Annotated in this window: 22 protein-coding genes; 13 read left to right on the plus strand and 9 right to left on the minus strand. The window is 38.1% G+C overall.

Annotated features, from left to right (window positions below):
• Positions 1-440: 440 nt before the first annotated feature.
• Together HXT60_RS02875 and HXT60_RS02880 are read right to left on the minus strand one after the other, a co-directional pair.
• Positions 441-890: a hypothetical protein gene (locus tag HXT60_RS02875; protein WP_004111746.1), complete on the minus strand. Its 450-nt coding sequence runs from the start codon at positions 888-890 to the stop codon at positions 441-443.
• Position 891: 1 nt separating this feature from the next.
• On the minus strand, positions 892-1,092 hold the full coding sequence (locus tag HXT60_RS02880) for a helix-turn-helix transcriptional regulator (RefSeq protein ID WP_004111744.1): 201 nt from the start codon (positions 1,090-1,092) through the stop codon (positions 892-894).
• Between the two features lie 311 nt (positions 1,093-1,403).
• On the opposite strand from HXT60_RS02880, the gene HXT60_RS02885 reads away from it, so the two are divergent.
• From HXT60_RS02885 to HXT60_RS02895, 3 genes are all read left to right on the plus strand, one after another.
• The gene (locus HXT60_RS02885; RefSeq protein WP_257994157.1) at positions 1,404-1,496 is read left to right on the plus strand and encodes a recombinase family protein; all 93 of its coding nucleotides are present in this window, start codon (positions 1,404-1,406) and stop codon (positions 1,494-1,496) included.
• Positions 1,456-2,358 (plus strand): recombinase zinc beta ribbon domain-containing protein, encoded by a 903-nt coding sequence (locus HXT60_RS02890; RefSeq protein ID WP_421791353.1) that lies wholly within the window; start codon positions 1,456-1,458, stop codon positions 2,356-2,358. Before HXT60_RS02885 ends, HXT60_RS02890 begins: the two co-directional genes overlap by 41 nt.
• A gap of 1,111 nt (positions 2,359-3,469) precedes the next feature.
• Positions 3,470-3,958 (plus strand): cysteine peptidase family C39 domain-containing protein, encoded by a 489-nt coding sequence (locus HXT60_RS02895; RefSeq protein ID WP_421791355.1) that lies wholly within the window; start codon positions 3,470-3,472, stop codon positions 3,956-3,958.
• Between the two features lie 58 nt (positions 3,959-4,016).
• Here the strand turns inward: HXT60_RS02895 and HXT60_RS02900 are convergent, their stop codons facing one another.
• The 4 genes from HXT60_RS02900 to HXT60_RS02915 form a co-directional block, all read right to left on the minus strand.
• On the minus strand, positions 4,017-5,669 hold the full coding sequence (locus HXT60_RS02900) for a recombinase family protein (RefSeq protein WP_421791357.1): 1,653 nt from the start codon (positions 5,667-5,669) through the stop codon (positions 4,017-4,019).
• Between the two features lie 71 nt (positions 5,670-5,740).
• Entirely contained in the window at positions 5,741-5,908 is a 168-nt protein-coding gene (locus HXT60_RS02905; RefSeq protein ID WP_194251715.1) for a hypothetical protein, read from the minus strand.
• Between the two features lie 17 nt (positions 5,909-5,925).
• Positions 5,926-6,873: a phage major capsid protein gene (locus HXT60_RS02910; RefSeq protein ID WP_421791359.1), complete on the minus strand. Its 948-nt coding sequence runs from the start codon at positions 6,871-6,873 to the stop codon at positions 5,926-5,928.
• A gap of 417 nt (positions 6,874-7,290) precedes the next feature.
• Positions 7,291-9,615 carry a phage/plasmid primase, P4 family gene (locus tag HXT60_RS02915; RefSeq protein ID WP_421791361.1) on the minus strand — a complete coding sequence of 775 codons (2,325 nt, stop codon included), beginning with the start codon at positions 9,613-9,615 and terminating at the stop codon, positions 7,291-7,293.
• 312 nt (positions 9,616-9,927) lie between these two features.
• Between HXT60_RS02915 and HXT60_RS02920 the strand changes: the two genes are divergently transcribed.
• From HXT60_RS02920 to HXT60_RS02965, 10 genes are all read left to right on the plus strand, one after another.
• Positions 9,928-10,140: a helix-turn-helix domain-containing protein gene (locus HXT60_RS02920; protein ID WP_285067967.1), complete on the plus strand. Its 213-nt coding sequence runs from the start codon at positions 9,928-9,930 to the stop codon at positions 10,138-10,140.
• Complete coding sequence (locus HXT60_RS02925; protein ID WP_285067966.1) at positions 10,140-11,747, plus strand: N-6 DNA methylase; 1,608 nt, start codon at positions 10,140-10,142, stop codon at positions 11,745-11,747. The genes HXT60_RS02920 and HXT60_RS02925 overlap by 1 nt, the downstream gene beginning before the upstream one ends.
• Positions 11,734-12,870, plus strand: a complete 1,137-nt coding sequence (locus tag HXT60_RS02930; RefSeq protein WP_285067964.1) for a restriction endonuclease subunit S — start codon at positions 11,734-11,736, stop codon at positions 12,868-12,870. The genes HXT60_RS02925 and HXT60_RS02930 overlap by 14 nt, the downstream gene beginning before the upstream one ends.
• A gap of 3 nt (positions 12,871-12,873) precedes the next feature.
• Positions 12,874-16,215, plus strand: coding sequence for a type I restriction endonuclease subunit R (locus tag HXT60_RS02935; RefSeq protein WP_421791364.1), 3,342 nt, complete (start codon positions 12,874-12,876; stop codon positions 16,213-16,215).
• Positions 16,216-16,280: 65 nt separating this feature from the next.
• Positions 16,281-17,204, plus strand: coding sequence for an ABC transporter substrate-binding protein (locus HXT60_RS02940; protein WP_421791366.1), 924 nt, complete (start codon positions 16,281-16,283; stop codon positions 17,202-17,204).
• Between the two features lie 64 nt (positions 17,205-17,268).
• Positions 17,269-18,885: an ATP-binding cassette domain-containing protein gene (locus HXT60_RS02945; RefSeq protein WP_421791368.1), complete on the plus strand. Its 1,617-nt coding sequence runs from the start codon at positions 17,269-17,271 to the stop codon at positions 18,883-18,885.
• A complete protein-coding gene (locus HXT60_RS02950; RefSeq protein WP_016828761.1) occupies positions 18,882-19,274 on the plus strand; it encodes a hypothetical protein in 393 nt (130 codons plus the stop codon). The genes HXT60_RS02945 and HXT60_RS02950 overlap by 4 nt, the downstream gene beginning before the upstream one ends.
• A 4-nt stretch (positions 19,275-19,278) precedes the next feature.
• Complete coding sequence (locus tag HXT60_RS02955) at positions 19,279-20,151, plus strand: ABC transporter ATP-binding protein (protein ID WP_016828760.1); 873 nt, start codon at positions 19,279-19,281, stop codon at positions 20,149-20,151.
• Positions 20,120-20,770 (plus strand): hypothetical protein, encoded by a 651-nt coding sequence (locus HXT60_RS02960; RefSeq protein WP_004114692.1) that lies wholly within the window; start codon positions 20,120-20,122, stop codon positions 20,768-20,770. Before HXT60_RS02955 ends, HXT60_RS02960 begins: the two co-directional genes overlap by 32 nt.
• Positions 20,771-20,773: 3 nt before the next feature.
• On the plus strand, positions 20,774-21,136 hold the full coding sequence (locus HXT60_RS02965; RefSeq protein ID WP_421791370.1) for a thioredoxin: 363 nt from the start codon (positions 20,774-20,776) through the stop codon (positions 21,134-21,136).
• Here HXT60_RS02965 and HXT60_RS02970 read toward each other — a convergent pair.
• The 3 genes from HXT60_RS02970 to tkt all read right to left on the minus strand — a co-directional run bounded on the left by HXT60_RS02970 (position 21,133) and on the right by tkt (position 25,059).
• Entirely contained in the window at positions 21,133-21,354 is a 222-nt protein-coding gene (locus HXT60_RS02970) for a hypothetical protein (protein WP_004138138.1), read from the minus strand. The genes HXT60_RS02965 and HXT60_RS02970 overlap by 4 nt on opposite strands.
• A gap of 289 nt (positions 21,355-21,643) precedes the next feature.
• On the minus strand, positions 21,644-22,747 hold the full coding sequence (tal, locus tag HXT60_RS02975) for a transaldolase (protein ID WP_410310713.1): 1,104 nt from the start codon (positions 22,745-22,747) through the stop codon (positions 21,644-21,646).
• 212 nt (positions 22,748-22,959) lie between these two features.
• Positions 22,960-25,059, minus strand: coding sequence for a transketolase (gene tkt, locus HXT60_RS02980; protein WP_421791373.1), 2,100 nt, complete (start codon positions 25,057-25,059; stop codon positions 22,960-22,962).
• Between the last annotated feature and the right edge of the window lie 58 nt (positions 25,060-25,117).

A 25,117-nucleotide genomic window follows, 5' to 3' on the forward strand; every position in this document is an offset into this window, starting at 1 on the left:
CATTAGTGGTGATGCTGTACTTTCTTGTGATAAACCACTAGTTAATAATCGACCCATTTATATTCCAAATGAGATTGAACTTAAGGTGTTTAATAGCATTGGATATGCCTGCTTATACGACTATATCGTATAATCAACGTGAAAATAGAGCTTTGATAGCTCTCCGTGATTGGCTTTTACCTATGCTCATGAACGGGCAAGCGACAATCGAAGATTAGGCAGCTAAATTATCATTTCTCTATCCATTAATTTCTTCTCCTTAATCTATAAATTTCAATTAAAAAGCGACTGAACTTATATTTCAATCGCTAAATGTCTTATATATTAAATTGTTTTAAGTGTGGCTTCTTATCCTTACCATTTTTACATCCTAATTTTGAGTATAAAAAAGACGATAGAGTTTTAACTGTCTATCGTCTAATACCTTTACTATGATATTTTTAAATCTTTTTTGACCAATATACTTTTAATAATTTAGAAAATATTATTTGCACAAATGCAACTATTATTAACGCTAAAAAGGCTTCATAACTTACATATGCTACAAATAAAGAAACAGTTACAATAGCCATTGAAAATATAGGTATTATATTTGATCCTGACTTCATCTTTATTAATATCATTCTTTCATCTGTTTCTTTAGTATGCATCTTCTCCAATATATCTCTATTTCTATATGCTCTACCAAGCATTGACATGTAGAATACAGATACAAGTTCAAGTCCAATAAAAAATACTGCTACATAATATGTCACATCTTCTTTTAATGGGAATTTATATTTTAAGTAAAAATTTCCAATAATAACTGCGAGTAAGGCAACCATACATAATAAGACTAAAATACTAATTCTAAATCCTATTTCTTTTTTATATTTTTCTAATTTGTTCATATTAATCATCCTCTTCTATACTAAATATTTCTTCAATACTCATATCAAAAAACTTAGCAATTTTAAAAGCCAACGGCAGTGACGCTATATATTTTCCAGTTTCAATGGAAGTTATGGTCTGCCTTGTAACTCCAACTTCATTTGCCAATTCTTCTTGAGTTATTTTATGCTGTTTTCTTAATCGAAAAATTGTATTTTTCATTTTCCTCCTTCAACAGCAAGTTAACTTTACATATAATGTATAGCTCGCTTTGCTTTTTTTGTCAAGCGTACTTTGCTTTTTTATAATTTCTTAAACTAAAAAGACGATAGATTTTTTATTATCTATCGTTTATTGCTATATTCAATCCTATAATTAGTTTTTTATATTTTTATTTTTAATACCTTAGATTTTGAAGTTAATTTAGTTTTATCCCTATTTTTCAAAAAATCTTCACAATCAAACAAATTCTTTTTATCATAATCTTCAAGTAACTTGTAATTCTTGAACAGGAAGCAAAAGTCGTAAGAAGGATTTATAGAGAATATTTAGAAGGAGCAAGTCTTAGAGATATAGCGGAGGGCCTTGAAAAAGACGGCATTAAAAAAACGGCGCCGGGCATTTAAATGGCACTTGTCTAATATTAAAACCATCTTGCAAAACGAAAAATATATTGGTGATGCTCTTTTACAAAAAACCATCACGACAGATTTTATTAACCATGTTCGTATAAAAAATGATGGAACAAAACCACAGTATTATGTGAAAGATAGCCACGCGTCTATTATTCCAAGAGATATTTTCTTTAAAGTTCAAGAAGAAATGGTAAGACGAGCCAACATGTTTAGTGGTGAGGAGAACAAAAAAAGGAGAGTTTATTCCAGTAAGTACGCTTTATCCAGCCTGTGTGTTTGTTCTAAATGCGGGGATGTTTACAGAAGAATTGCTTGGAATAACAGAGGAGTACGATCTATTGTTTGGCGTTGTTGTACCAGATGGGAAAATGGTCCTAGTGCTTGCGATGCTCCGACAGTAAAAGAGGAAGAACTGCAGTCTGCTACAGTGAAAGCCATAAACAAGGTGTTTAGTATATCGGATGAAGTATTAGACATGTTGAAGAATAATATTAGAGAAATTATCGCGGGCAATAACTTAAACGAGATTGAAACGGTTGATAAAAGAATCGCGGACAAACAAGCGATACTACTAACCTTGCTTAAAGCTAAAAAAGACTACACGAAAACTGCCAACGAGATTGATGAGCTTAAGGTTAAGAAACAGCAGCTTCTTATAGAAAAAGCAGGTCAAGAAGATGCTAAAAGACGAATCAGAGAAATGGAAGATTTTCTGAAAAATGAGCGTCACGATATTAGTGAGTATGACGAGAAGCTGGTAAGAAAGTACATCAAGAAAATAAAAGTTTACGAGGACAAGTTCAGCGTAACTTTTAAATCAGAGATTAGCGTGAATATTGAAAGAGCATCATAAAAGCCAAAGTACTTTTAGCATTTGAAATGTTACAAAACTCAGCCTAGGGGGAATCATCTCTAGGCTATTTTTTATGCTCAAGAATCAAGCTATTAATCCAATCTTAAACCTTTTAACGATAGCTTTTCCTATCGTTAAAAAGTGCACCCACTATCCATAGTGTGCACTCAAAAAGTGTAGCTATACTAGGAGTTCTCTCAATCCACGTCGAGAGTGTCGTATTGATGTCAAAGGCTGATTAGGTGGGTGCATTTTTGCCCTTGTGTAGCAGGGTTTAGCGAGGGCTATCGTTAAAAGGTTTAATGCGAAGTGGCTTTAAGATGGGTTCTCGCGGTTTTTGAGCGTGTTTTGGCTGTTTGAGGGAACATGTCAACGGTGTAAGGTCGAGTGTACAAGATGGATAACGTTAAAAAGTGCACCCACTTTGCACCCACCTTGTGAAGTGGGAAATTGAAGTCATAAAACAAAAATAAGGTAAGATTTCACATATAAGGTGTGGTCGTACCTTATTTTTTGGTCTATAACCCGATAATTGAGAAAAATGAGCAATCGTAATAGAGGATAGTCTGCATATTTTCATGTGAATTTTATTTTCAAAATCATACATAATTCGCGATAATTACATTAATGCCAGGATGAAAGTTGGTGGAAATATCTGGTATATATGTGTTATAACATTTTCGTTACAGTGTATTTACAAGACATCATAAATGATTTATAACTATGGTAAGAGTTGAGAATGCAACATTCGTCTATGATGTTGCGGATTTAGCTCTATAGGAGGTTTTACTTGAAAGAGAGGAGATGATTATTATGAAGAAGCTAACACTAGAAGAATCTCGCTCGATTAGAGCTGGATGGATGTGCGTTGTCTGGGGTTTCATCTGCTGGGGATGATTCTCTAGTTCTGCATATGAGTATATTACCAGATTTCATTACAACAGTAGATTAGGTTAGTCTCATTGTAGTGTTCTAACTGTAATCTATTTGCGTAATTTAGTATTTGAGAAAATTGATTTGATTGTATGATGCTTTTTAACATTTGTGATTAAATCTGTAGCGTGGAGGCTATGATAGCCTCCACGCCTTGAAACTTTGAGGAGCTCAATAGATGGTGGCTTATCCTCATAATATGCAAAATTTGACTTCAGATTGCGGTATTGCAGTTATCAAATCGTTGCTAGAAAATTATCATAGATTTAATGAAAGAAGTTTTAAATCGGTTGTTTCTAGTTTGGATATTGAGCAAGGTTTATCTTTGTTTAATATTGAAGAGGTTTTGAAACAATTCGGAGTTTACGGTTCTAGTGATGAAGTTGAAGATTTTCATCTTCTTGATTTTACTAAGCCTATGATATTACTGGTTGATAGCAATGGCGAAAATCATTATATTCTATTGTATGGTGTTAAAGACGGTAAAGCGATTGTATCTGATCCTTCGCATGTAGTTCTAGAACAGGTTAATTTAAACGAGTTAAAAGGGGTATTTAAAGGGTATGTTTTCATAATTGAAAATGTTGTGGAGCGTACTCATCAGGAAAAGTTACTGCAAAAACATAGTCATGTAAAAAAGAATCTTAAATTAGGGGCATTCACTTAGGGATTTAATTCCTAAAAAATTATCGGCGTAATCGGTATTACTACCGGCTACGCCGATTTTACTTATGGAGTGGAATATCAACTGCACCTATGTAATTCCACTGTATCCATATGGTTTGTTTCTTGGTTCTTGTACCTGCTACCTTTTCAGATTTTTCAACATAAATCTTATCTACAAAGGTTCGAATGATCTCTGCATTAAGTTCTTGTATATCTGTGTATTGTCGTACTAATTTCAAGAAAGAATCTACGTTGAGACATTCCTCTTGCGCTTTAGAAATAAAGGCTTCAAGGGATTCAATCTTGCTTTTCAGTTCAGCTTGTTCCTTGTCGTAGGACTTAGACATGCTCTTAAATCGTTCATCAGAAATTTTACCGTCTAAGTTGTCTTCATAGAGATGCTGAACAATTGTGTCAAGTTTGCTAATTCTTGCTTTTGCTTGCTCGAGTTCCCTATTAGAGGACTTTAACTTTTGGGTTAGTTCTTTCTCGCTTTTCTTCATCACAAGTCCCACGAACTCTTCTTCGTGCTGTTTGGCGAATGAAGTAATCATTCGTAGCTCGTGAAGCAGTATTGCTTCGATCTGAATATTTCTAATTTGATGTGATGAGCATTTGCCTTTTTGCTTACGATAGGTAGCACAGACAAAGTATTCTTTATCATGGCTCCAATCTTTTCCTCGAACCTGATAAAGCTTGTTACCACAATCCGCACAAAATAGCATTCCCGATAACACCGGCATCTCTCCAAGATTGGTACGCACTCGTCTACCATCTCTTATACGTTGAACAATATCAAAAGTTTCCTGGTCAATAATTGCTTCGTGTGTGTTTTTGAAAATTAGCCAGTCTTCTTTGGGATTCAATAATGTTTTCTTGCACTTGTACGATTTCTTTCTTGTTTTGAAATTGACCGTATGTCCAAGATATTCTTGCTTTTCAAGCATATTAGAGATAGTTTTTTGATTCCATATTCCATTAATCTCCGATTTCGCGGAAGGAATTTTAATACCAAGAGAGAAAAAATGCTCAGAAGGTGTTGGAATATTCCTTTTGATTAGCTCATTGGCAATCTGGCTAGGCCCATACCCATTAACGCAGAGTCTAAAGATTTCACGCACTACACTGGCAACTTCTTCATCTACAATCCAATGATTTTTATCTTCAGGATCCTTAAGATATCCGTAAGGAGGATTGATGCAGAGCGGCTTCCCACTTTGTCCTTTTGCTTTAAACACAGCTTTTATTTTTCTGCTTGTGTCTTTAGCATAAAACTCATTGAAGATGTTGATGAAAGGTGTCATGTCGTTGTCTGACTGATTATTGCTATCTACGCCGTTATTTATTGCAATAAAGCGAATATCAGCGTTAGGGAATACCATCTCTGTATACATACCAACTTGCAGATAATCTCTACCCAAGCGTGACATGTCCTTGACGATAATGGTTCCAATCTTTCCTTCGTCAATGAGAGCAGTTAATTTAAGCCAATCAGGTCGCTGGAAATTAGTACCCGAGTAGCCATCGTCTACAAAGAACATAAGATTGTTGAAATGATTATCCTCGGCATACTTTTTCAGCATGCTCTTTTGATTGATAATGGAATTGCTGTCACCTTGTAATTCATCGTCTTTGGATAAACGGCAGTAAAGTGCCGTTATCTTGCCTACATTATCTAGAGTATAAGAAGGCTGTCTATTTAGTTTATTCATCTGTTTTTCCTCCTTTCCGACAGCCTTCAAGCGGTCAGTATATATTCCCGTATAACTCAGAATTTATCAAGTTATTTAGCTTCTATTACATGGTTTAAATTGCTTAAAATAAGGTGTTTGATTAGGTCTTTGACACCTTTCTGAGCACTCTTGCTTTCAAGAGAGTGAACCGTAAATTCAGTATTTCCGATTCTTAACACTTCGGTTTTTACCGGTGTATCCCGAATTTGTTCATCCATGCATTTTGACCTCTTTTTTAAGAAAGTTGCAATACTTTAATTGCTTCAGGATGTACCAGTTTCCCATCCAAATACTCAAAAGAGAGGTAACCTATCTGGTCCATAAGAGAAAATATTTCGTTTAGAACCTTGATGGTTGGGTTATGGCGTTCGATAATCCAATAGTTGGAAAAATCACCAAAGGCGATAACTTTTGCTCCCTTTTGAGAAGAAGGCATGGCATTGTCAATGACCACAGGTCTGCCCATTAAGTTGCCATCAAAATCAGGTAGAATGTATGATCCGGTAGTGTCCTTTAAGGTTTGAAGATAAAGAGCAGTTTCATCATTCATAAGCCACGTGGCATTTTCTCGATACTTACTATCTAGCGAGAAGAATAAACGTTTGATGGCATCTGCGGAAATCTCTTTTGCTTGCACAGCAACCTCAGCACCTGATGTATCTGATAAAATTCCTGTCGGCTTAGTTATCCCATCACCATTTATAAAAGCTTCCGACTCACTCAATGTAAATTGCTTTGTCAGTTCGCTTGTTATGAACTCTTCGATATCAAAGTCAAGGTCAGCTGCAAAATCCGTACCCAAACGAATGAGGTTAACTAGGGTATAATCCGTTACATCAATACGCTTAAAGCCATCTTTAATAGGCATATACGTCATGATGCTTGTGTCATAATCTTTCATCCATTTGGTGAACGGTGAAGCTTCATAGATGAACAATTTACTTGCTTGCGAGTGTGCTTTTACCACTGTACACAGTTTTCTAAGATTACTTTTGTTTGCAAGCTTTGCTTCGAGTTTTGCTAGAGAAGAAGTCGGCAAATCATAGGCATCCGTATAATGGTGGCGCATCTTTCTTTCAATATTATTCGCATTACCACTTGCATTGCGCAATACGTTCCAAAACGTGCTGTGGTAGTCCTGACTTGCTAGTTTCATTTCTTTTTCAATATCTCTGTTAATCATAATCGTTAGTTCCTTTCATTACTGTTTTCTGCAATTACTGCAGTAATTTGCTTGATTTTGCCCATTTACCCTTTTGAATTCGCTGTTTTTGCACGCAAGACCCTGTGCCCGTTCCCGAAGGGGTACTCTTTAGAGATTTGACCCCCCTAGGGGGTTAGGTTCAGAAAGTAGCATGCGAATAAATTTCCAACAGCACAGTATCTAGGCAGGTTTTCTTTCTTCAATGTTGTCAAAAAGCTGAAATCATTTCAGTATTTTGATTTGTGCATGACAGTATTTCTCTTTCATGTTCAACACAGGTTTGCGATACGAATTACGCAATCATAGGCACCACCTCCTTAAACGTGGCATGATGTGGCAGTTAAATTTCGTTATTGCCTTATAGGGTTATATGGGGATATAGGTTATTAACTGCCACTAGTTGCCACTTAAAAAATCGCTAAACTCACTTTTAAGCCTGTAGCCTTTAAGAAGCGTGGTTTTTTCTCCGCCTGTATTGGGACGCTTTCTTACAACCTCGGCAAATTTTCTTAATTCCTGATTGAAGTTTCTGCTGTTCTCAGAAAAACAGCCGTTATCAATGCACCACTTCTTGTAGTGGTCGTATACAACTGCCGTTCGAATCTCAGAGCTCTGGTCTTTAACGAGTACATCTTCAGCAAACTGTGCCATCTTGTCACTGTCGTGGGCATAACTAAAAATGGCATCAAGAACGCTATTAGGCGGCTTAAAGCCTTCATCTCGGAGGTGGGTAAAGCCTTCAAGAAGCCAGTTTAAAATGGCACTTTGCACCTCTTTTTTAGAGAACTCCGCCTTTAAGGTTTTATCCTGTTCCCACTCTTCAAAATGCCTGTTAAAGGGAATAATCTGCATGCGGTCGCTACTAAACACTGTCATATCGCTGATGACGGGCAGATAATTGGTGTTCACGTACAGTTTGAACTGTGGTTTAAAGTCAAAGCTGTTCTCATGCAGGAATCGAGCGTTTAAGGTATCACTTCCCGTCATGTATTTAACTTGGGCTGAATTAAGGAATAGTCCTCGGCTCGGCTCAGATATATTGGCGAAGCGAACACCGGCAAGGCGTGCTACATCCTCGGTCGGCTGTGAGCTATTAGGGTTCTTCTTTAGAGCAATGGTTTCCGCGCGTACCGCTTTTCCGTAATCACCCATCACAGACAGAACACTTTCCATGAGTGTGCCTTTACCGTTTCTTGTGCTTTCTCCAAAAAGAAAGAACATGCACTCATAGCGTGTATCACCGCTTAACGCATAGCCTAATGACTTTTGAAGATACAAGGCTTTCTCGCAGTCTCCGCTCATAATTTCATCGACGAACCGGCGAAAACGTTCACTTCTTGCCTTCGGGTCATAAAACACAGGTGATACTTTGGTAATAAGATCTGTTGCTAAGTGCTTGCGGAATACACCGTGCTGAAGGTCTAAAGTTCCGTTTTGGCAGTTAAATAGATAAATATTCTTATCGAACGCTTCCATCGAAATGGGGTAAACGCTTTGAGCTTCCTTGATATAAATCTCACGGTTACGACGGCTGCTCCATTTGTTCCAATACTCAACAAGCATGGAACGGGTTCTCTCGTCTTTAATGGCACCAGCATAACGTATAAGAGAAAGAGCTAAATCCTTGCATAGTTCCATCGTTTTAAGCGTTCCAATATCGCAAGTCCAACGTACACCATCAAAGATGAACCACATCTTGCGCTCCGGTACATAGTGCAGAATGTTTTGGAAAATATCAGCAAACAATCTGCCATTACCTAAATCACCGTTGCGATATCGGATATTTTCATCAGGCTTTAGTTCCTGTAATTTAGATAAGAGATCATCAAAGTCTTCCTCAGCACTTGCATTATGGAAAGGCTCATAGAAGCTATGACATTTAGAAACAGCTTTCTGAATGGTTGTATTGCCATAAGTATCCGCACCACGGCGTTCATCCCACTTAGGACGGAATAAAGCAGACTTACGAAAAAGTCGGTCTATTTGCTCCTTGTTGCCACCACAGTAAAAGGCAAGAATAGACACAAGCGCGGCATCCGCTTCGCTATGAGAAGGGTAAGCCGAAATGTCACCATGCCAAAGTGCTATAAATTTAGCTCCATTTACGGCGTTGCCAGCTTTTTCAATAACAGATGTATCGCTTAAATATGACCTTGCACACACGTTATTTTCTTTTTCATGAGTGTTTATGTTTCGCTTCATGTACGTGTCTAAAAGCCACATTATGGCTGCATCGTCTTCTAAAAGCTCACCTTCCTGATACACATCACCCGTAACCGTTAGATAGCGATTCGTAGCTAGAGCGCTGTAAACCTCAATATCCCCATGCTTGATGTAATAAACTGTTTTATCGTATGCACCATTAAACAGAAGCAAGATATGAAAACCATGCTTACTTGGACTGTATTCGATATAAGCATGCTTGAAATGAGAAATAATCTCTTTTGCCCAGTCTTTAATAATGCCATTATCGATGCAGTGGTCTAAATCGATACCTAAGAGATTATCAACAAGCTTTATCCCAATTCCATCATATTGATCTTCTACTTTCATGGCAGCATCAAGCGAGGTGAAATCGCTTAAGTTGTCTGTAGCTGCTTTCTTTCCCGTTATGGGATTATAAGGCGGCTTAGTGAGCCTACCATTTTCTTGCTGCTCGTACTTCCATGAACAAAAGATATTCTTGTTCTTTAGTGCCTTTGGCAGTTTCTCTAGATCCATATTTGATCCTCCTTTTCTAGAAGGCTTATCCCTTCTAAATTCACAGGCAAAAGAAAAAGCCGACTTTTTAACCTGTCTTAAAAAGTTTTTTTTGGTCTTCTACTTGGTAGCCACGAAAGAGGATGTAATCTGACGGTTTTAGAAAAAATTTTTGACAATAAAAATCTCCTAAGCATTCATTAGGCATTTGCCTTGAATGAATAGCAAAGGAGACTTTTTAATCTGCTATATTCCGAAGCGGCTAACTCTTTATATCGTTGATATACTCACAGAATCGTGATAATGTTTAATTATTAAAATAAGGAGGGAATTATGGCTGTTAGTTACAAAAAACTTTTACATCGCATGATTGAGGAAGATATTTCCAATCAGGACTTAATGAGAATGAGCAATATTTCCGCCAACATTATTACGAAGCTACGCACTGGGCAATATATATCGCTAGAGAAAGTGGAAGGCATATGCGCGGCTTTACACTGCACGCCCAACGATATTTTGGAATTTGTAGCGGAGGATGAAAAGTAATGGCAAAAAAGGAAACTGCTGAAAAGGCATTAAATATAGATAGTATACTTTTCAATTGTAGAGATTACTTACGTGCAGCACGAAATTCTGGCTCATTTTTTGAAAAAAGAGATATGATGCTCACGCTTGTGTTCTTGCGTTTTATCGGTGAGAAATACGAAGACGGCATCGAATCACTCCGTAAGACTTTAATTGAGCAGGGACTAGACCCTGATGATGAAAACATCAGAGCCGCATTCTTTGATGATGCTACTTTTGCAGATGGAACATACAACCTTCCTGTAGAAGCAAGATGGTCAACCATCATTAACACACCGGCTCCAAAACTCAATGTTGCACTTGACACTGCATTAAGCAGACTTGAAGAGGAAGATCCTCAGCTTAAAGGTTGCTTTATAAAGGGTACATTTACCACCCGTAATTTAGCGGCTAATGACATCAAGAAAATTGTTGATGAAGTTAATAAAATCAGTCACAAGGCTTTTGGCGAAGAAAAAGATTTAATCGGCTATGTATATGAATACTTCCTTAAAGAGTTCGCAGTTAATGCAACAAAAGAAGAAGGAGAATTTTATACTCCTCACGATGTGGTTAAGCTTATTGCAGCTATGATTGAACCGTTTGAAGGTACACTTTACGACCCTGCCTGCGGTTCCGGAGGTATGTTCATTCAAAGTGCCGAACTTGTAAAATCAAAACAGGGTAATCTAAATAGTATCAATATTTATGGTCAGGAAAAGGAAGCTGCAACTTATCGTCTTGCAAAGATGAATTTGGCACTTCGTGGTATCAGCCATAACCTTGGTGGCACAAATGATTCTTCATTTACCCATGATTTACACAAGGGATTATATTTCAACTACATCATGGCAAATCCACCTTTCAATCTTAAAGGCTGGTATGATGAAAATCTAAAGAATGATCCTCGCTGGGCAGATTATGGAACACCTCCTGAAAGCAATGCCAACTATGCGTGGATTTTACATATACTCTCACACTTAAAGCCTTCTAACGGTGTTGCCGGATTCTTGCTTGCTAACGGTGCATTAAACGACAGCGATACGTTGGAAATCCGTAAAAAACTTATTCAAAAGGATAAGGTAGAAGCAATTATTGTTCTTCCGCGAGAACTTTTTATTACAACGGACATCAGTGTAACACTTTGGATTTTGAATCAGAATAAAAAAGGTGGAACATATCACGGTAGAAATCTTCGTAACCGTGATCATGAAATTTTATTCATGGATTTACGTAGCTGGACGGAAAATGCTGTCAAAGGTGAAAACAAGAAAAAAGTACGCCTTAGTGCTGAGCAGATTCAGCATGCTGCCGATATTTACCACACTTGGCAAAGTGAAGGCACCGACGGCAATAATTATGCCATTCCGGAACTTTATCGCAGTGTTGGGATGGAGGAAATTGAAAGCAAGGGATGGGCTCTCACACCAAGTAAATATATTGAGTTCATCGACCACGACTTAGATATAGACTATGACAAGGAAATGGCACGCATTCAAGCCGAGATGAAAGACCTTTTGCGTGAGGAAAAAGAGTCGCAAAAAATGCTTGAGGACGCCTTCAGGGGGATCGGCTATGGGATTGAGTAGATATAAGTTGGGCGAGCTGATTGAACAATGTGATGAAAGAAACGATAAACTGAAATATACATTGAAAGATGTTAAAGGAATATCAATTCAAAAGATATTTATTGAAACCAAAGCTGATATGAAGGATGTATCGCTAAACCCATATAAATTGGTGCAGCCTGATAATTTTGCTTATGTTACAGTTACTTCGAGAAACGGCGAAAAGATTACATTAGCACATAACACAACTATTAATACCTATATCGTTTCGTCTTCATATATTGTTTTTAAAGTAAATAGAACTGATTTGCTTTCATCTGATTTTTTATACATATATTTCAACCGTCCAGAATTTGACCGCTATTCACGTTTTAATTCATGGGGATCAGCTAGAGAAACGTTTAGCTGGGATGATATGTGTGATATGGATATCGACCTTCCGCCTCTTGCCATCCAGCAAAAGTATGTAAATGTCTACAATGCAATGGTGGCCAATCAAAAAGCCTACGAGCGTGGATTAGACGATTTGAAGCTTACTTGCGATGCATTAATTGACAATTATAAACATAAATCGACTAAAAAATCGGTTGGTGATATTCTTCAGGAAGTGGATGTCAGAAATGTTGATGGAATAATATCCAATGTTCAAGGTATTAATATTACAAAACAATTTATGCCTTCTGTTGCAAATACAAATGGCGTTGATTTGTCAAAATACAAATTGGTCTCCAAAGGTCAATTTGCATTTTCGGGAATGCAAACAGGACGAGATGAATGCATACGAATTGCACTGTTTGATAAAGAAGAACCAATAATTATTTCCCCAGCGTATAGCATTCTGCAAATAAAAGATGATAATGTCCTTGCAGAATATGTAATGATGTGGTTTTCTCGTAAAGAACTTGACCGTTTAGGCTGGTTTATGAGTGATGCAAGTATAAGAACTAATTTAGATATGGATCGATTCTACGAAATAGAAATACCAGTACCAGATTTAGAAGTTCAGAAGGCTATCATTGATATATATAATGCCTACAATGTTCGTAGAGCCATCAACGAAAAACTAAAAGCCCAAATCAAAGATATCTGCCCTATTTTAATTAAAGGCTCTATCGAAGAAGGAAGAAACACAAAGGAGGCATAATCTATGGCAAAGTTAAAGGAATATAACGGCCACTACTGTGAATCAGAGTATGAGTATGCCTTCATTGGATTCTTGGAAGCGGAAGGCTGGGATTATATCGCCGGCAATAATATCAACCGCATCAGCAAAAGAGATGTGTTGATTGCCGATGATTTCAAAAAGTTTATTGCCAAGACAAATCCAGAACTTACCGAAGATGAGGTTACACAGATTTTCGATAATGTTCGTCTTGTAGGTGCTGAAAGTGATTTTGCCACCTTGCATAAAGTCTACGGTTGGATGGTTGATGGTATTCAGTTTACACCGCAAGACGGTTTAGCCAAGATGATACCTCTTATCGACTTTGAAAATCCTGATAAGAATATATTCCGCGTTGTGAACCAGTTTACTGTGGAATATACAAATAACGGACAGAAGGAAAATCGCAGACCTGATGTGCTGTTGTTTGTTAACGGTATGCCTCTATGTGTTGTAGAACTTAAAAATCCGGCTGATGCCAATGCAACAGTGTACGATGCGTGGGAACAGATTAATATTCGTTATTGGAGAGATATTCCCCATTTATTGCATTACTGTCCGTTGGCCTGTATTTCTGATGGAGTGAAGACAAGGCTTGGAACAGTTCACACTCCTTATGAGCATTTTTATGCTTGGCGACGTGTGAATGATGACGATAAAGTTTCTACGCTTCCATTTGCTGAAACTGAAACAATGGTTAAGGGTGTATATTCCCCTGTAAGATTTTTAGAGATTTTTAGAGATTATATTTATTTTCAAGATAGTGTTTATGACAGTGCAGAAGTCGAAATTGTGTGTAGATATCCACAGTTTTTTGCTGCAAAATTATTAAAGCAAAGCATTGTTAATTCTATTGCTACCGGAAACGGTAAAGGCGGTACATACTTTGGAGCAACTGGCTGTGGTAAAACATATACGATGGTTTTCCTCGCCCGGCAACTTGCACTTCGTTGCTCTGATATTCCTCAAGTAGGCTCGCCGACAATTATTCTTATCGTTGATCGAGAAGAATTACAAAAGCAGGGTGCAAAGCTATTTACCAAAAGTAAAGAATTCTTAAATCTTGGTGAAGTATCTGTTGTTAAAAACAGAGCACAGTTAAGACAGGAACTCTGTGCAAGACAAAGCGGTGGTTTCTATATCTGCACAATTCAGAAATTCTGCGACCGTGAAGATGATAAAATCGGGCTTATCAATGACCGTCAGAACATTATATGCTTTTCTGATGAAGCTCATAGAACTCAGCTTGAACATTCTAAAAAGATTCAATTCAGTAAAGATGCTGATGAAAATATGAAAGCTATGGTTTCAAAGCCATATGCAAAAGTATTAAAGGAAGCATTTCCACATGCTACGTTTGTAGGTTTCACAGGAACTCCTATTGCCGAAACATATCAGACCTTTGGTCAGGAAATTGATAGATACACTATGGATCAGGCGGTCGCAGATGGACTAACTGTTTCTATTAAGTATCATCCTCGTATTGCTAAGGTGTTACTTGATAAGACCAAAGCTAAAGAAATTGAAAATTACTATAAAAAGTGTGCCGATGATGGTGCAACGTATGATGATATTGAAGCCAGTAAACGTGCAATGAGTTCTATGGAAGTTATCCTTGGCGAGCCTTCTCGCTTGGAGAGGCTTGCTATAGATATTCATGACCATTATATTTCATCTTGTGCTGGTGACCCAGATAGAATTCAGAAAGCAATGATTGTCTGCTCTAGCAGAAAAATTGCATATTCACTTCTTTTGAAATTCAAGGATAAATATCCGGAATGGTTTGAAGAGAAGAAAACTCCTGACGGAGTTACTGCAACAGATGAAGAACTTAAAGAATTAAAACCTATGCCATTTATGGCTATGGTATCGAGTGTTGGAAGTAATGATGAAGCTGAGATGTATAACTATCTTGGTGGCGTTAAAAATGATAAACGTTGCGAAGAACTGGATGCAGCCTTTAAACAGGAAAGGTCTAATTTCCATATTGTTATCGTAGTTGATATGTGGATTACGGGATTTGATGTTCCGTCACTTACATATTTATATAACGATAAGCCTTTGAAGAAGCACTTGCTGATTCAAACTATCAGTCGTGTAAACAGAAAATATCCCGGCAAAGAATATGGTATGGTTATCGACTATATTGGCATTCGCGATAATATGCGTGAGGCCATGAAGGTTTACGGTGGTGATACATCAGTTGCTCCCACATCGGATGACGTTGAGCAGGCTACCTCTGCATTCAGGGAGGAGATTGAAATACTTAAAGCACTGTTTACAGATTATGACTTAGCTCCATTCCTTAATACGAAATGTGACCCTGTTGAAAGATATAAATTACTTTCCAAAGCCGCTGAGTATGTCTTTACATCAGCACAGGTCTTGCAGACAGAAGGAAACGGAAAAACTAATCAGGTCTCGTTTAAGACATATTTCTTAAAGTCTGTTAAGAGAATGAGAAGTGCTTTTGATATTTGCCAACCTTCTGGGAATCTGGGCGAAGAAGAATCTGCGCTTGCACAGTGCTTTATGGCTATAGCAGGTTTCGTTCGTAAAATGAGCGGAACCAGCGATGTTGATGCTGAAACTATGAATCTTGTGGTATCAAAGATGGTTGAAGAGGCATTAAAATACAATAAGGTAGAAAGTGTTCTTGAAAGTGGCGAGGAAGAAGATATCTTCTCTCCTGAATACTTTGAAAAATTATCAGATGTAGAAATGCCTGCTACAAAGTTAGAATTACTTATCAAAATGCTCCGTAAGCAAATAAAGGAATATGGCAGGGTCAACCAATTAGCAGCGAAATCTTTCCAAGAAATGATTGAAAAGACTATTTATGAGTACCATGAAAGACGTAAGCACCTTACTGCTGAAGAAGCCGGGGCAACACAGGAAGCTGCCTCAGAAGATATTATTAAGGCTGCAACTGAACAAGCTTTAGTGATACTTCGTCAGATGAACGAAAATCGTGAGAGTTTCCGTAAAATAGGATTAACCTTTGAAGAAAAGGCATTCTATGATATTTTGATTGCTCTTCGTGACCAGTATAAGTTTGAATATGGCATTGACAAAGAAGTTAACGGTGTTGTGGTAAACGATAAATGCAAGACACTTGCTAAAAAAGTTAAGGAAATAATAGATACCGAGTCTTCATTTGTGGACTGGCTCAACAATCAGAATGTGCGTAATCAGTTAAAATTGAAGATAAAGATTTGTTTGGTTAAGAACGGCTATCCGCCACAGTATAGTCCTGAAGTGTTCACAAAGGTGATGGAGCAGGTAGAAAATTTTGAGGAGCATTCTGAAACAACTTCAGAAAGTTAGATTATTCCTTTTCCTTATTGCTTCTATGTGAAGAACTATGATGTTTGCTGAGAATAGTGCCCCATATGGCAGAAAGAAAGATGGTGAATAACATGGAAAGTATTGTTTTAGAATTACAGAATGAAATTGTGTCATCAAATTGCGATGTTGTTAATATATTACGCAAAGCACATTTGATTGCATCAAAATTAAAGCTTAATGATTTTGATCAATGGATTCAACACGAATTAAATGGTTATCCTGACGAAGGATCTTGCCCTGAGTATAGAAAGGTTCGTGGAAGTTTAAAAGCTTTCAATCCTTATCGAGGTTGGATTCCAACCTCAATACAGGATAATGAATACGAAAAAAGGATTTGTGAAAAGAAGTTCGTAAATTCAATTTCTGAAATCATTTCTTTATGTCAGTCCTCAGGAAATGTATTAATTTCAGGATTTTCAGGCGAACAACTTGCATCGTTTGATAAAATGGCTGATTCGCTACCTCCAATGGATTATGCATTACATATACCTACAACTGCAGTCAAAGACATTGAAGAAAAAGTCAAAAATACTATTTTAGAATGGACATTGAAATTAGAATCGAAAGGTATTGTAGGGGAAAATATGGTTTTCTCTGAGACTGAAAAAGAATCCGCAGTGAACATGCCACAAACCGTGAATAATTATTACGGAAATACAAGTGTGATCAATTCACCATCCGATAATGTACAGATAGTGTCTGGAAGTGAGAATACAGTTACATTTTCCTATGATAAAGTTAAGGATGTAGTTGATGCCGTTGAAAAAAGTATTAGTGAATCTGATTTATCAAAAGAGGATATAGAAACAGCAACAGAATTATTAGCTGACATCAAATTAAAAATTGAAGAAGAGAAGAAACCGCATATTTTAAAATCAGCATTGGTTGGACTAAAAGACTTTTTAATTAATACAGGTGCCGGCGTTACTGCAGGGGTAATACAAGCTAAAATACAAGGTTTGTTCTAAAAAATCTCCCATACCATTTCGTTACTTGAGAATAATAAAACGACCATACAGAGTATTTCTACTCATGTATGGTCGTTATTTCTTATGTTCCCGCTTAAAGGCTTTCAGTCGGTTTTCTTTTAATCCCTTACTGAACACCCCTTTACATGTTGATCTTTTATATTTAACAGTGTTGTTATGCATAATTCCAATTATAATTATTTTCTCAATTCAATATTTTTTGATTTATCAGTTGCGGAATTTAGTTATATGGCAAGTATTGGTAATCTTTATTTTTGAGACATTGCTCACGTGTATTTATGTAAAATTAAAGACGGAATATAATGGAATTGTATCAAATGAAGATTCTCTAAAGCAAGAAGCATTGGCTTTTTCTTTTTTGGAAGATATAGACCAGTTAAGTGAAAAAGATGAGAATATCTATAATAGGCTGATAAAGTTTTGGAATAATTTTAATGCGTCGGACTGGCAGTTAAAGAGGTATCTTTCATATTTCGAATTAGTTTGTGTAGTTCTTATTTTTAGTGCGACTTTTGCCTTTAGTAGAGGGATAGCTTTGTTGTCGATCGTATGCATGCTTACCTACGTCATTATCTTCAAAAAAGGCATCGTGACAAGAAAAAATTATAATAGGAATTATTTCAATAATATGGGAGAGCTTTCTGTTTTCATTGAGGAATCGATTCATAATAAGTTGGATAGATCCATATTCTCAAGTAAAGAGGAAGTATCTACTTATCTGAAAAGCATATTGCTCAAAGTGAAAGATTCATTTGCTAAACAGCGAGAAAGCACAGCTCATATTTTGACACTTTATGATGGGATTATGTATCTGAATTTAAGTTTGATTTTTGTTTATGTAATGCTTATGTATTCCATCAAAATGGATATGAAAGTTGTCAGCGTTTTTATCAGCTTTGTAATCGTTTATATGGTTTATAGTCTTGGCAAGCCCGCTATACAAAAATTTTTAGATTTGGAGAGATATTCTTCGCTTGATTCCCATTATCGTAAACCACCTGCTATTGATAGAAACAATGCAGCAGATTTTACTATTACTGGAATATCTTTAGAAAATGTTTCAGTTTCGTACAGTCAAGACACTTCAGTCTCAGTCTTTTCTGGAATATCAAAGCAATTTCGTAGTCATAGCTTGATTTTGGTTAAAGGGAAGAATGGAATAGGCAAATCGACTTTAATGTATGTTATTATGGGCGTAGTACCAGTGTCTGGTGGAAGTGTGCATTATTATGACTCTGATAGGGATTTGTATGGTTATCCAATAGAAATGATTCAGAGTAGAATAAGTTGTTATCAGCAAAATCAATTTTTAAACTATGCTTCTATTGGTAAGAATGTTGCATATGATATTTATAAGAATGCAAGACAGCCAGTAGATAATATTTTTAAACTTGATTTAGATAAGATAATTTTTTATAACGGTGTGAATTTATCGCAAGGGGAACGACAGAAGGTTTTATTGTCTAGAAGTTTGAATAAAGAAGCAGATGTGTATATTTTTGATGAGCCTACTTCAAACTTGGATGATTCTTCTAAGAAGATTTTTATAGACAAAGTCTTGGAGTTAAAAAAGACTGCGATGATTTTTATTGTTACTCATGATGCAATGTTCGATAAAATTGCTGATGAAATAATAGATTTGGATGTGATTAAGAAATGAAAAGCAAAAAATGGATATTTGCAGCTACCATAGTAATCCTAGGTCTTGTCAGTCTGCTGTATGTAGGGTATAAGACAAATAATGTTCGTTTTGGTATGGTTCGTGATGATTTGCCAACACTAGTTTCAGGAGATTATAAGAATAACGATAACTTATCGTTAAAGCCAGGAGTGTATGCTATTTATGCAAAGAGAGGCAAAGGAGAGATACGCTTTGCTGGAAAGCTGTACAAGCTTGATGATGCTCTTTTTGTGCGTGCTCAGAAACAGCCAGGAAATGTTAAAAATGCTGTTATCTACGAAGAGAGTCCTAAAATTTTTATTGGTGAAGATAGTAAGATTTCTGTAAAAGGAGATCGGAAATTTTTAGTTTCATTTGTTAAGAGGTAATCTTATGAAGATATCTCATTTGAAAAAATCATATGGGGGAAAAGTCGTTTTAGATGACATTTCTTTGGAAAGCAGTGCTGGGCAAATTATTGCGTTAGTAGGCAATAATGGTTCAGGAAAAACCACGTTAATGAAGTGCATTGCAAATTTGATAGTTGATTATCAAGGCAATATTGAATTGGACGGTTCACTTTCATTTGCTATTGAGAATCCATCTTTTTATGACGAATTTTCTGTACAGGATAATCTTAGAGTGTTTGCTGCTTTGATGGGGAGAAAAGACTTTAATTGTGATAAATTATTGCATCAGGTGAGTCTCGACGAAGCAAAAAATAAAAAGTTTAAACAATTGTCGCTAGGTATGAAGCAAAAATTAAATATTGCTAGAATATTGCTCTCAAATAGTGAAATTATTCTTCTTGATGAACCTTTCAATGGATTAGATGTTCTTACTATAAAGCAGTTAAAAGACACTATCTTGTCATTGCGCTCACAAGGTAAAAGCCTTGTAATTTCAAGTCATATATTAGATGAGTTAGGTGAAATTGCTGATATTGTATGGTATTTAAAAAAAGGGAAAATTCAAAAAATTGTTAATTTTAATGATAATCTAAGAATTTATAATGTGATTGTTGTAAATGGTGTGGATATTAGTGAATTGCTTTCTAACAGATATGAGGTTTTTTGTCGTAGCAAAGATAACAAAGAATCAACTTTTAGAATTAAATTGCCTAGAGAGGATATTGCCAAGGTTCTTAAATTGCTGATTGAGCATGGGGTACAAATCGTGGAATACAGTGATATTACGCATGATATTAAAGATTTTATGTTGGAGGAAGATGATGATGAAGTACTATATAAAATCAGAAATTATTAAGTTTAGTCATCAGAAGCTTTTCTTATTGTCTTTTGTTTTGTATTTGGCATGTTGCGTGTTTATAGTATTTCAGGCTAAAAGAGGTGCATTTTTATCACAATATAAATTCTTTTCAACGATAACTATACTATTTTTAAGCCTATATCAGATATTATCAATTGGTGAATGGCAAGAGAAGAAAATTATTCATCATTATCTAGAGTATATTCCTAATAGGATTAAATTATTGTGTTTTATATATGGTGAATACGTAAGCATTTATCTAGTCGTAAATTTGGTATTTTTGTCACTAAAATACTCGTCTCTAGGGATAGTTATGCATCAACTGCTCGTATATCCGATAATTTTCCTTTTGTATATTGCTATAAATATGAATCTGTTGATATATTTTGAAAAAGTTGGTGTTACAATGATTCTTTCCTTTATATTATTATGGATATTGCCGAATTTAATAAACATAATATTGTCTCAAACATCCGTGTATTCTTTTCAGATATTTTATTATTTATCACCAGACTCGTTCACCGCTCTTACGTCTGCAACTTGTATTATTGCTCTAATGTATATTGTTGTGTTTTTCCTATTGTCGTTATTACAATTTACGAAAAAGGAGTACTGAGTTATGAAAAGTGTAGTATCTCGTATACTTCCAGCTATTGTCATAATGTTATTCGTTGGTTTTATTGCATATATTCATTTGAGTGGCTTAAGACCCTCATTTTCAGTATTACAGGAGAATAATATCTCAAATCTTAAAACTGGAGAAGTGCTCTATTTTGGTAGTTCAGGCTGTGGAGCATGTCAGGAATTCAATAAAGTTCTAAAAGAATATCAAGATGAAACGCATACTAAAATTTATTATTGGGATGCCACATACATGAAAATTGTGAGAAAGGCAGCTGAAATAAAGATTTACAAAGCAAATTGGCGCATTTGGTTTATTAATCATCTATCCCAGTCACATATAAAAGTAACTCTCATTTAAATCTCATCATATTTCTTTTTTAATTTATCCATATTTTCAAGGTCAATCCACTCCTCGCTAAAACCACAGGCAGTGCAAATATACCTATCAACAGGTACTGCCGACATAATTGTATGGCCAGTCATAACATTATTTCCAGTCCCATAAGCCCCAGCAGATCCAGGCACAAATATAATTTCACTTCCCCCACACTTTGGGCATTTTTTCGTATTTTTCATAGATCCTCCTTATTAATCTAATAATGTTCTTTTTATTGTTTTGAAAAATTGCATAAAAATAGGAAGGAACACATACCTATCCATCATATATATTTCTGCCGATTAAAAAATTCTACGTGAAAAGAGACAGAACTACACTGTCTGTCTTTCTCAATTACTTAGCTTAGAAAATAACACTGGGTAGCTTTTTTATTGCGATTGATAAAAACGCAAAACAAAACCGCACATGTGTGGAAATTAATCCACTTGCATGTGCGGTTTAATGTTTATTTATTACTGATTAATCAAATCAGGCGTTTACGCGATCGATGCCAGACTGTACGTCTGCAATCACGGAATCCCAAGACTTGATGAAGGCGGCAACACCGTCGGCCTCAAGCTTGTCGGTAACGTCCTTAATGTTAATGCCAAGCTCAGCAAGCTTGTTCATAACAGCGTGGCTCTCTTCGTAAGTGCCCTTAATGGAAGGAGCACCGTTGCCGTGATCAGCAAGAGCGTTCAAAGTCTTCTCTGGCATGGTGTTAACAACATGCTCAGCAACCAACTCATCAACGTACTTGCAATCGGAGTAAGCCGCATTCTTGGTACCAGTAGAAGCCCAAAGTGGACGCTGCTTCTTAGCACCCTTGGCCTCAAGTTCAGCCCAACGTGGGTCGGCAGCGAACTTCTTCTCGAAGAGTTCGTAAGCCAAGCGAGCGTTAGCAACAGCAGCCTTGCCTTCAAGAGCCTTAGCTTCTTCGGAGCCGTTAGCTTCGAGGAGCTTATCAACAGCGGTATCAACGCGGGAAACGAAGAAGGAAGCTACGGAACCAATGTGCTTCAAGTCGTGGCCGTTAGCAGCTGCCTGAGCGATACCTTCGATGAAGGCGTCGATGACCTGCTCGTAGCGCTCGAGGGAGAAGATCAAGGTCACGTTCACGGAGATACCCTTAGCAAGGGTAGCGGTGATAGCTGGAAGACCTTCCAAAGTTGCAGGAATCTTGATCATAACGTTTGGACGATCAACCTTTGCCCAAAGCTCTTCAGCCTGCTTTTCAGTGTTGGCAGTATCGTGAGCCAAACGTGGGTCAACTTCGATGGAGACGCGGCCGTCAACAAAGTCGGTCTTTTCAGCGATCTCACGGAAGATATCAGTTGCGTTACGAACATCGGTGGTGGTCAACTCGCGGATAGCGGTTTCAACGTCAACCTTGCCGAGTTCCTTAAGCTGTGCGTCGTATGGACCAACCTGGCTCAAAGCCTTCTGGAAGATAGATGGGTTGGTAGTAACACCAACAACATTCTTGTTAGCGATCAAATCCTGCAAAGAACCAGACTCAATGCGGGTACGGGACAAATCGTCCAACCAAATAGAAACGCCGGAATCGCTAGTGCGCTGCGTTGCTTCAGTCATGTTATCTCCTTAACACTGTGTTCCACCAGTTGGAACACGTTGGTAGTGTTGGCGTTTTACAGGAAACAGCGGTTGATGCTAAACCAACTGTAGCTTAACATCAACACGCCTTTGCTGTTTCCAGTGAAGTTGCTAAATTAGCACTTCGAGTTTTGTGATGAATCAATTTTATTTTGACACATCAAGTTTTTTTATTTTGCTTAATTTCTATCTTAAGCGCGTGCTTCTTCGATAGAAGCCTTAGCAGCTTCTACTACGTGCTCAGCAGTAATGCCCAAATCGATCATGTTCTGACCGCCGTCACCCTGCAAGCCGTACTGTTCGATAGAAACAGCCTTGCCGCAATCGCCAAGATACTTGTACCAAGGCAATGCCAAACCAGCTTCGATGGAAACGCGAGCCTTGACGGACTTTGGAAGGATTGCTTCCTTGTACTCTTCGTCTTGCTCTTCGAACCACTCGAGAGATGGCATAGAAAGAACGCGAGCCTTAATGCCTTCTGCTGCCAAAGTCTTGGCGCCAGCAACAGCCCACTGAACTTCAGAACCAGTAGCCATGATGATTACGTCTGGAGTGCCTTCGCAGTCAACCAACACATAACCGCCGTGCTTTACGCCTTCGCGAGCCTTCTCAGCAGTTTCTGCGAGGGTTGGTACGCCCTGACGTGTCAAAATCATAGCGGTTGGATAGTTGTTCTTCTTCTCGAAGAAGTAGCGGTAAGCTTCAGCAGTCTCATACTCATCTGCAGGGCGTACAACCTCAAGCTGAGGAATAGCGCGGAATGCAGCCAAGTGTTCGATTGGCTGGTGAGTTGGACCATCTTCGCCCAAGGCTACGGAGTCGTGAGTCCAAACGTAAAGGTTTGGAATCTCCATCAAAGCAGCCAAGCGAACTGCTGGGCGCTCGTAGTCAGAGAACTGGAAGAATGTGCCGTTGAATGGGCGAGTGTCAGAACCAAGCAAAATGCCGTTTGTAATAGCACCCATTGCGAACTCGCGCACACCAAAGTGAAGCTGGCGACCGTACTCGGAAACGTTTGGCCAAGTGCGAGTTGCGTCTTCGGATGGACCGAAGGAGTCAGCTCCCTTAATATTGGTGTTGTTGGAGCCGCCCAAATCAGCGGAACCGCCCCAAAGTTCTGGCATAACAGCAGCAATTGCGTTAAGAACTGCGCCAGAAGCCTTACGGGTAGCCACCTTGGAACCGACTTCGAAACCGGCAACCAAGTCGTCGATAGCCTTGCCGAAGCCTTCAGGAAGCTTGCCAGCCTTAAGGCGCTCGTATAGAGCAGCCTTATCTGGGTTTTGAGCAGCCCACTTTGCAAGAGCTTCATCCCAAGCCTTGTGAGCAGCCAAACCGCGTTCAGCAACCTTACGAGCATGAGCCAAAGCTTCTTCGTCGATTGGGAACGAAACTTCTGGGTCGAAACCGCAAAGTTCCTTCAAACCCTTAACAGCTTCTTCACCAAGCTTAGAGCCGTGAGAAGCTTCATTGTTGGTCTTGCCTGGGGTTGGCCAAGCAATCAAAGTATTAACCTTAATGAAGTGAGGCTTATCGGTAACTTCCTGAGCCTTTTCAATAGCTGCAGCCAAAGCCTGAACGTCTTCCTTGTAGGAGCCGTCTGGCTGAATGAAGCTAACTTCGTCGGTGTACCAACCGTATGCACGGTAACGAGCAAGAATATCCTCGGAGAAGGTGAGCTTAGTGTCGCCTTCGATCTGAATGTGGTTTGCATCGAAGATTACAGTCAAATTGCCAAGCTTCTGGTTTCCAGCCAAGGAAGCAGCCTCGGAAGAAACGCCTTCCTCAACGTCGCCTTCGCCGCAGATAACCCAAACCTTGTGATCGAATGGGGAAGTGCCAGCTGGAGCTTCTGGATCAAGAAGACCACGCTCAAAACGCTGACCATAAGCGAAACCAACAGCAGAAGCAAGACCCTGTCCAAGAGGACCAGTGGTCATTTCAATGCCTGGAGTTAAGCCATATTCTGGGTGACCTGGAGTACGCGTGTCTGCGCCGCCACGGAAATACTTGAGATCATCAAGAGTCAAGCCGTATCCAGAGAAGAACAGCTGCACATATTGCGTAAGCGAAGCGTGGCCGCCAGAAAGAATAAAACGATCGCGACCGGCCCACTTTGGGTCAGCTGGATCGTGCTTAATGAAGTGCTGGTACAAGGTGTACGCAATCGGTGCCAATGAAACAGGGGAGCCAGGATGTCCGTGTCCTGCTCGCTCAACAGCATCAGCCGAGAGAACCTTCGCCATCTTTACGGCGCGCTCGTCTAATGCAGACCAGTTGAATTCGGTCATGTGATCTACTTTCCTTCCAATAATTCGGGTTTTTGCGCACAGCTTACGCTGGCCATCA

This window comes from Gardnerella sp. KA01002 (assembly GCF_049244015.1).
Taxonomy (GTDB): Bacteria; Actinomycetota; Actinomycetes; order Actinomycetales; family Bifidobacteriaceae; genus Bifidobacterium; species Bifidobacterium vaginale.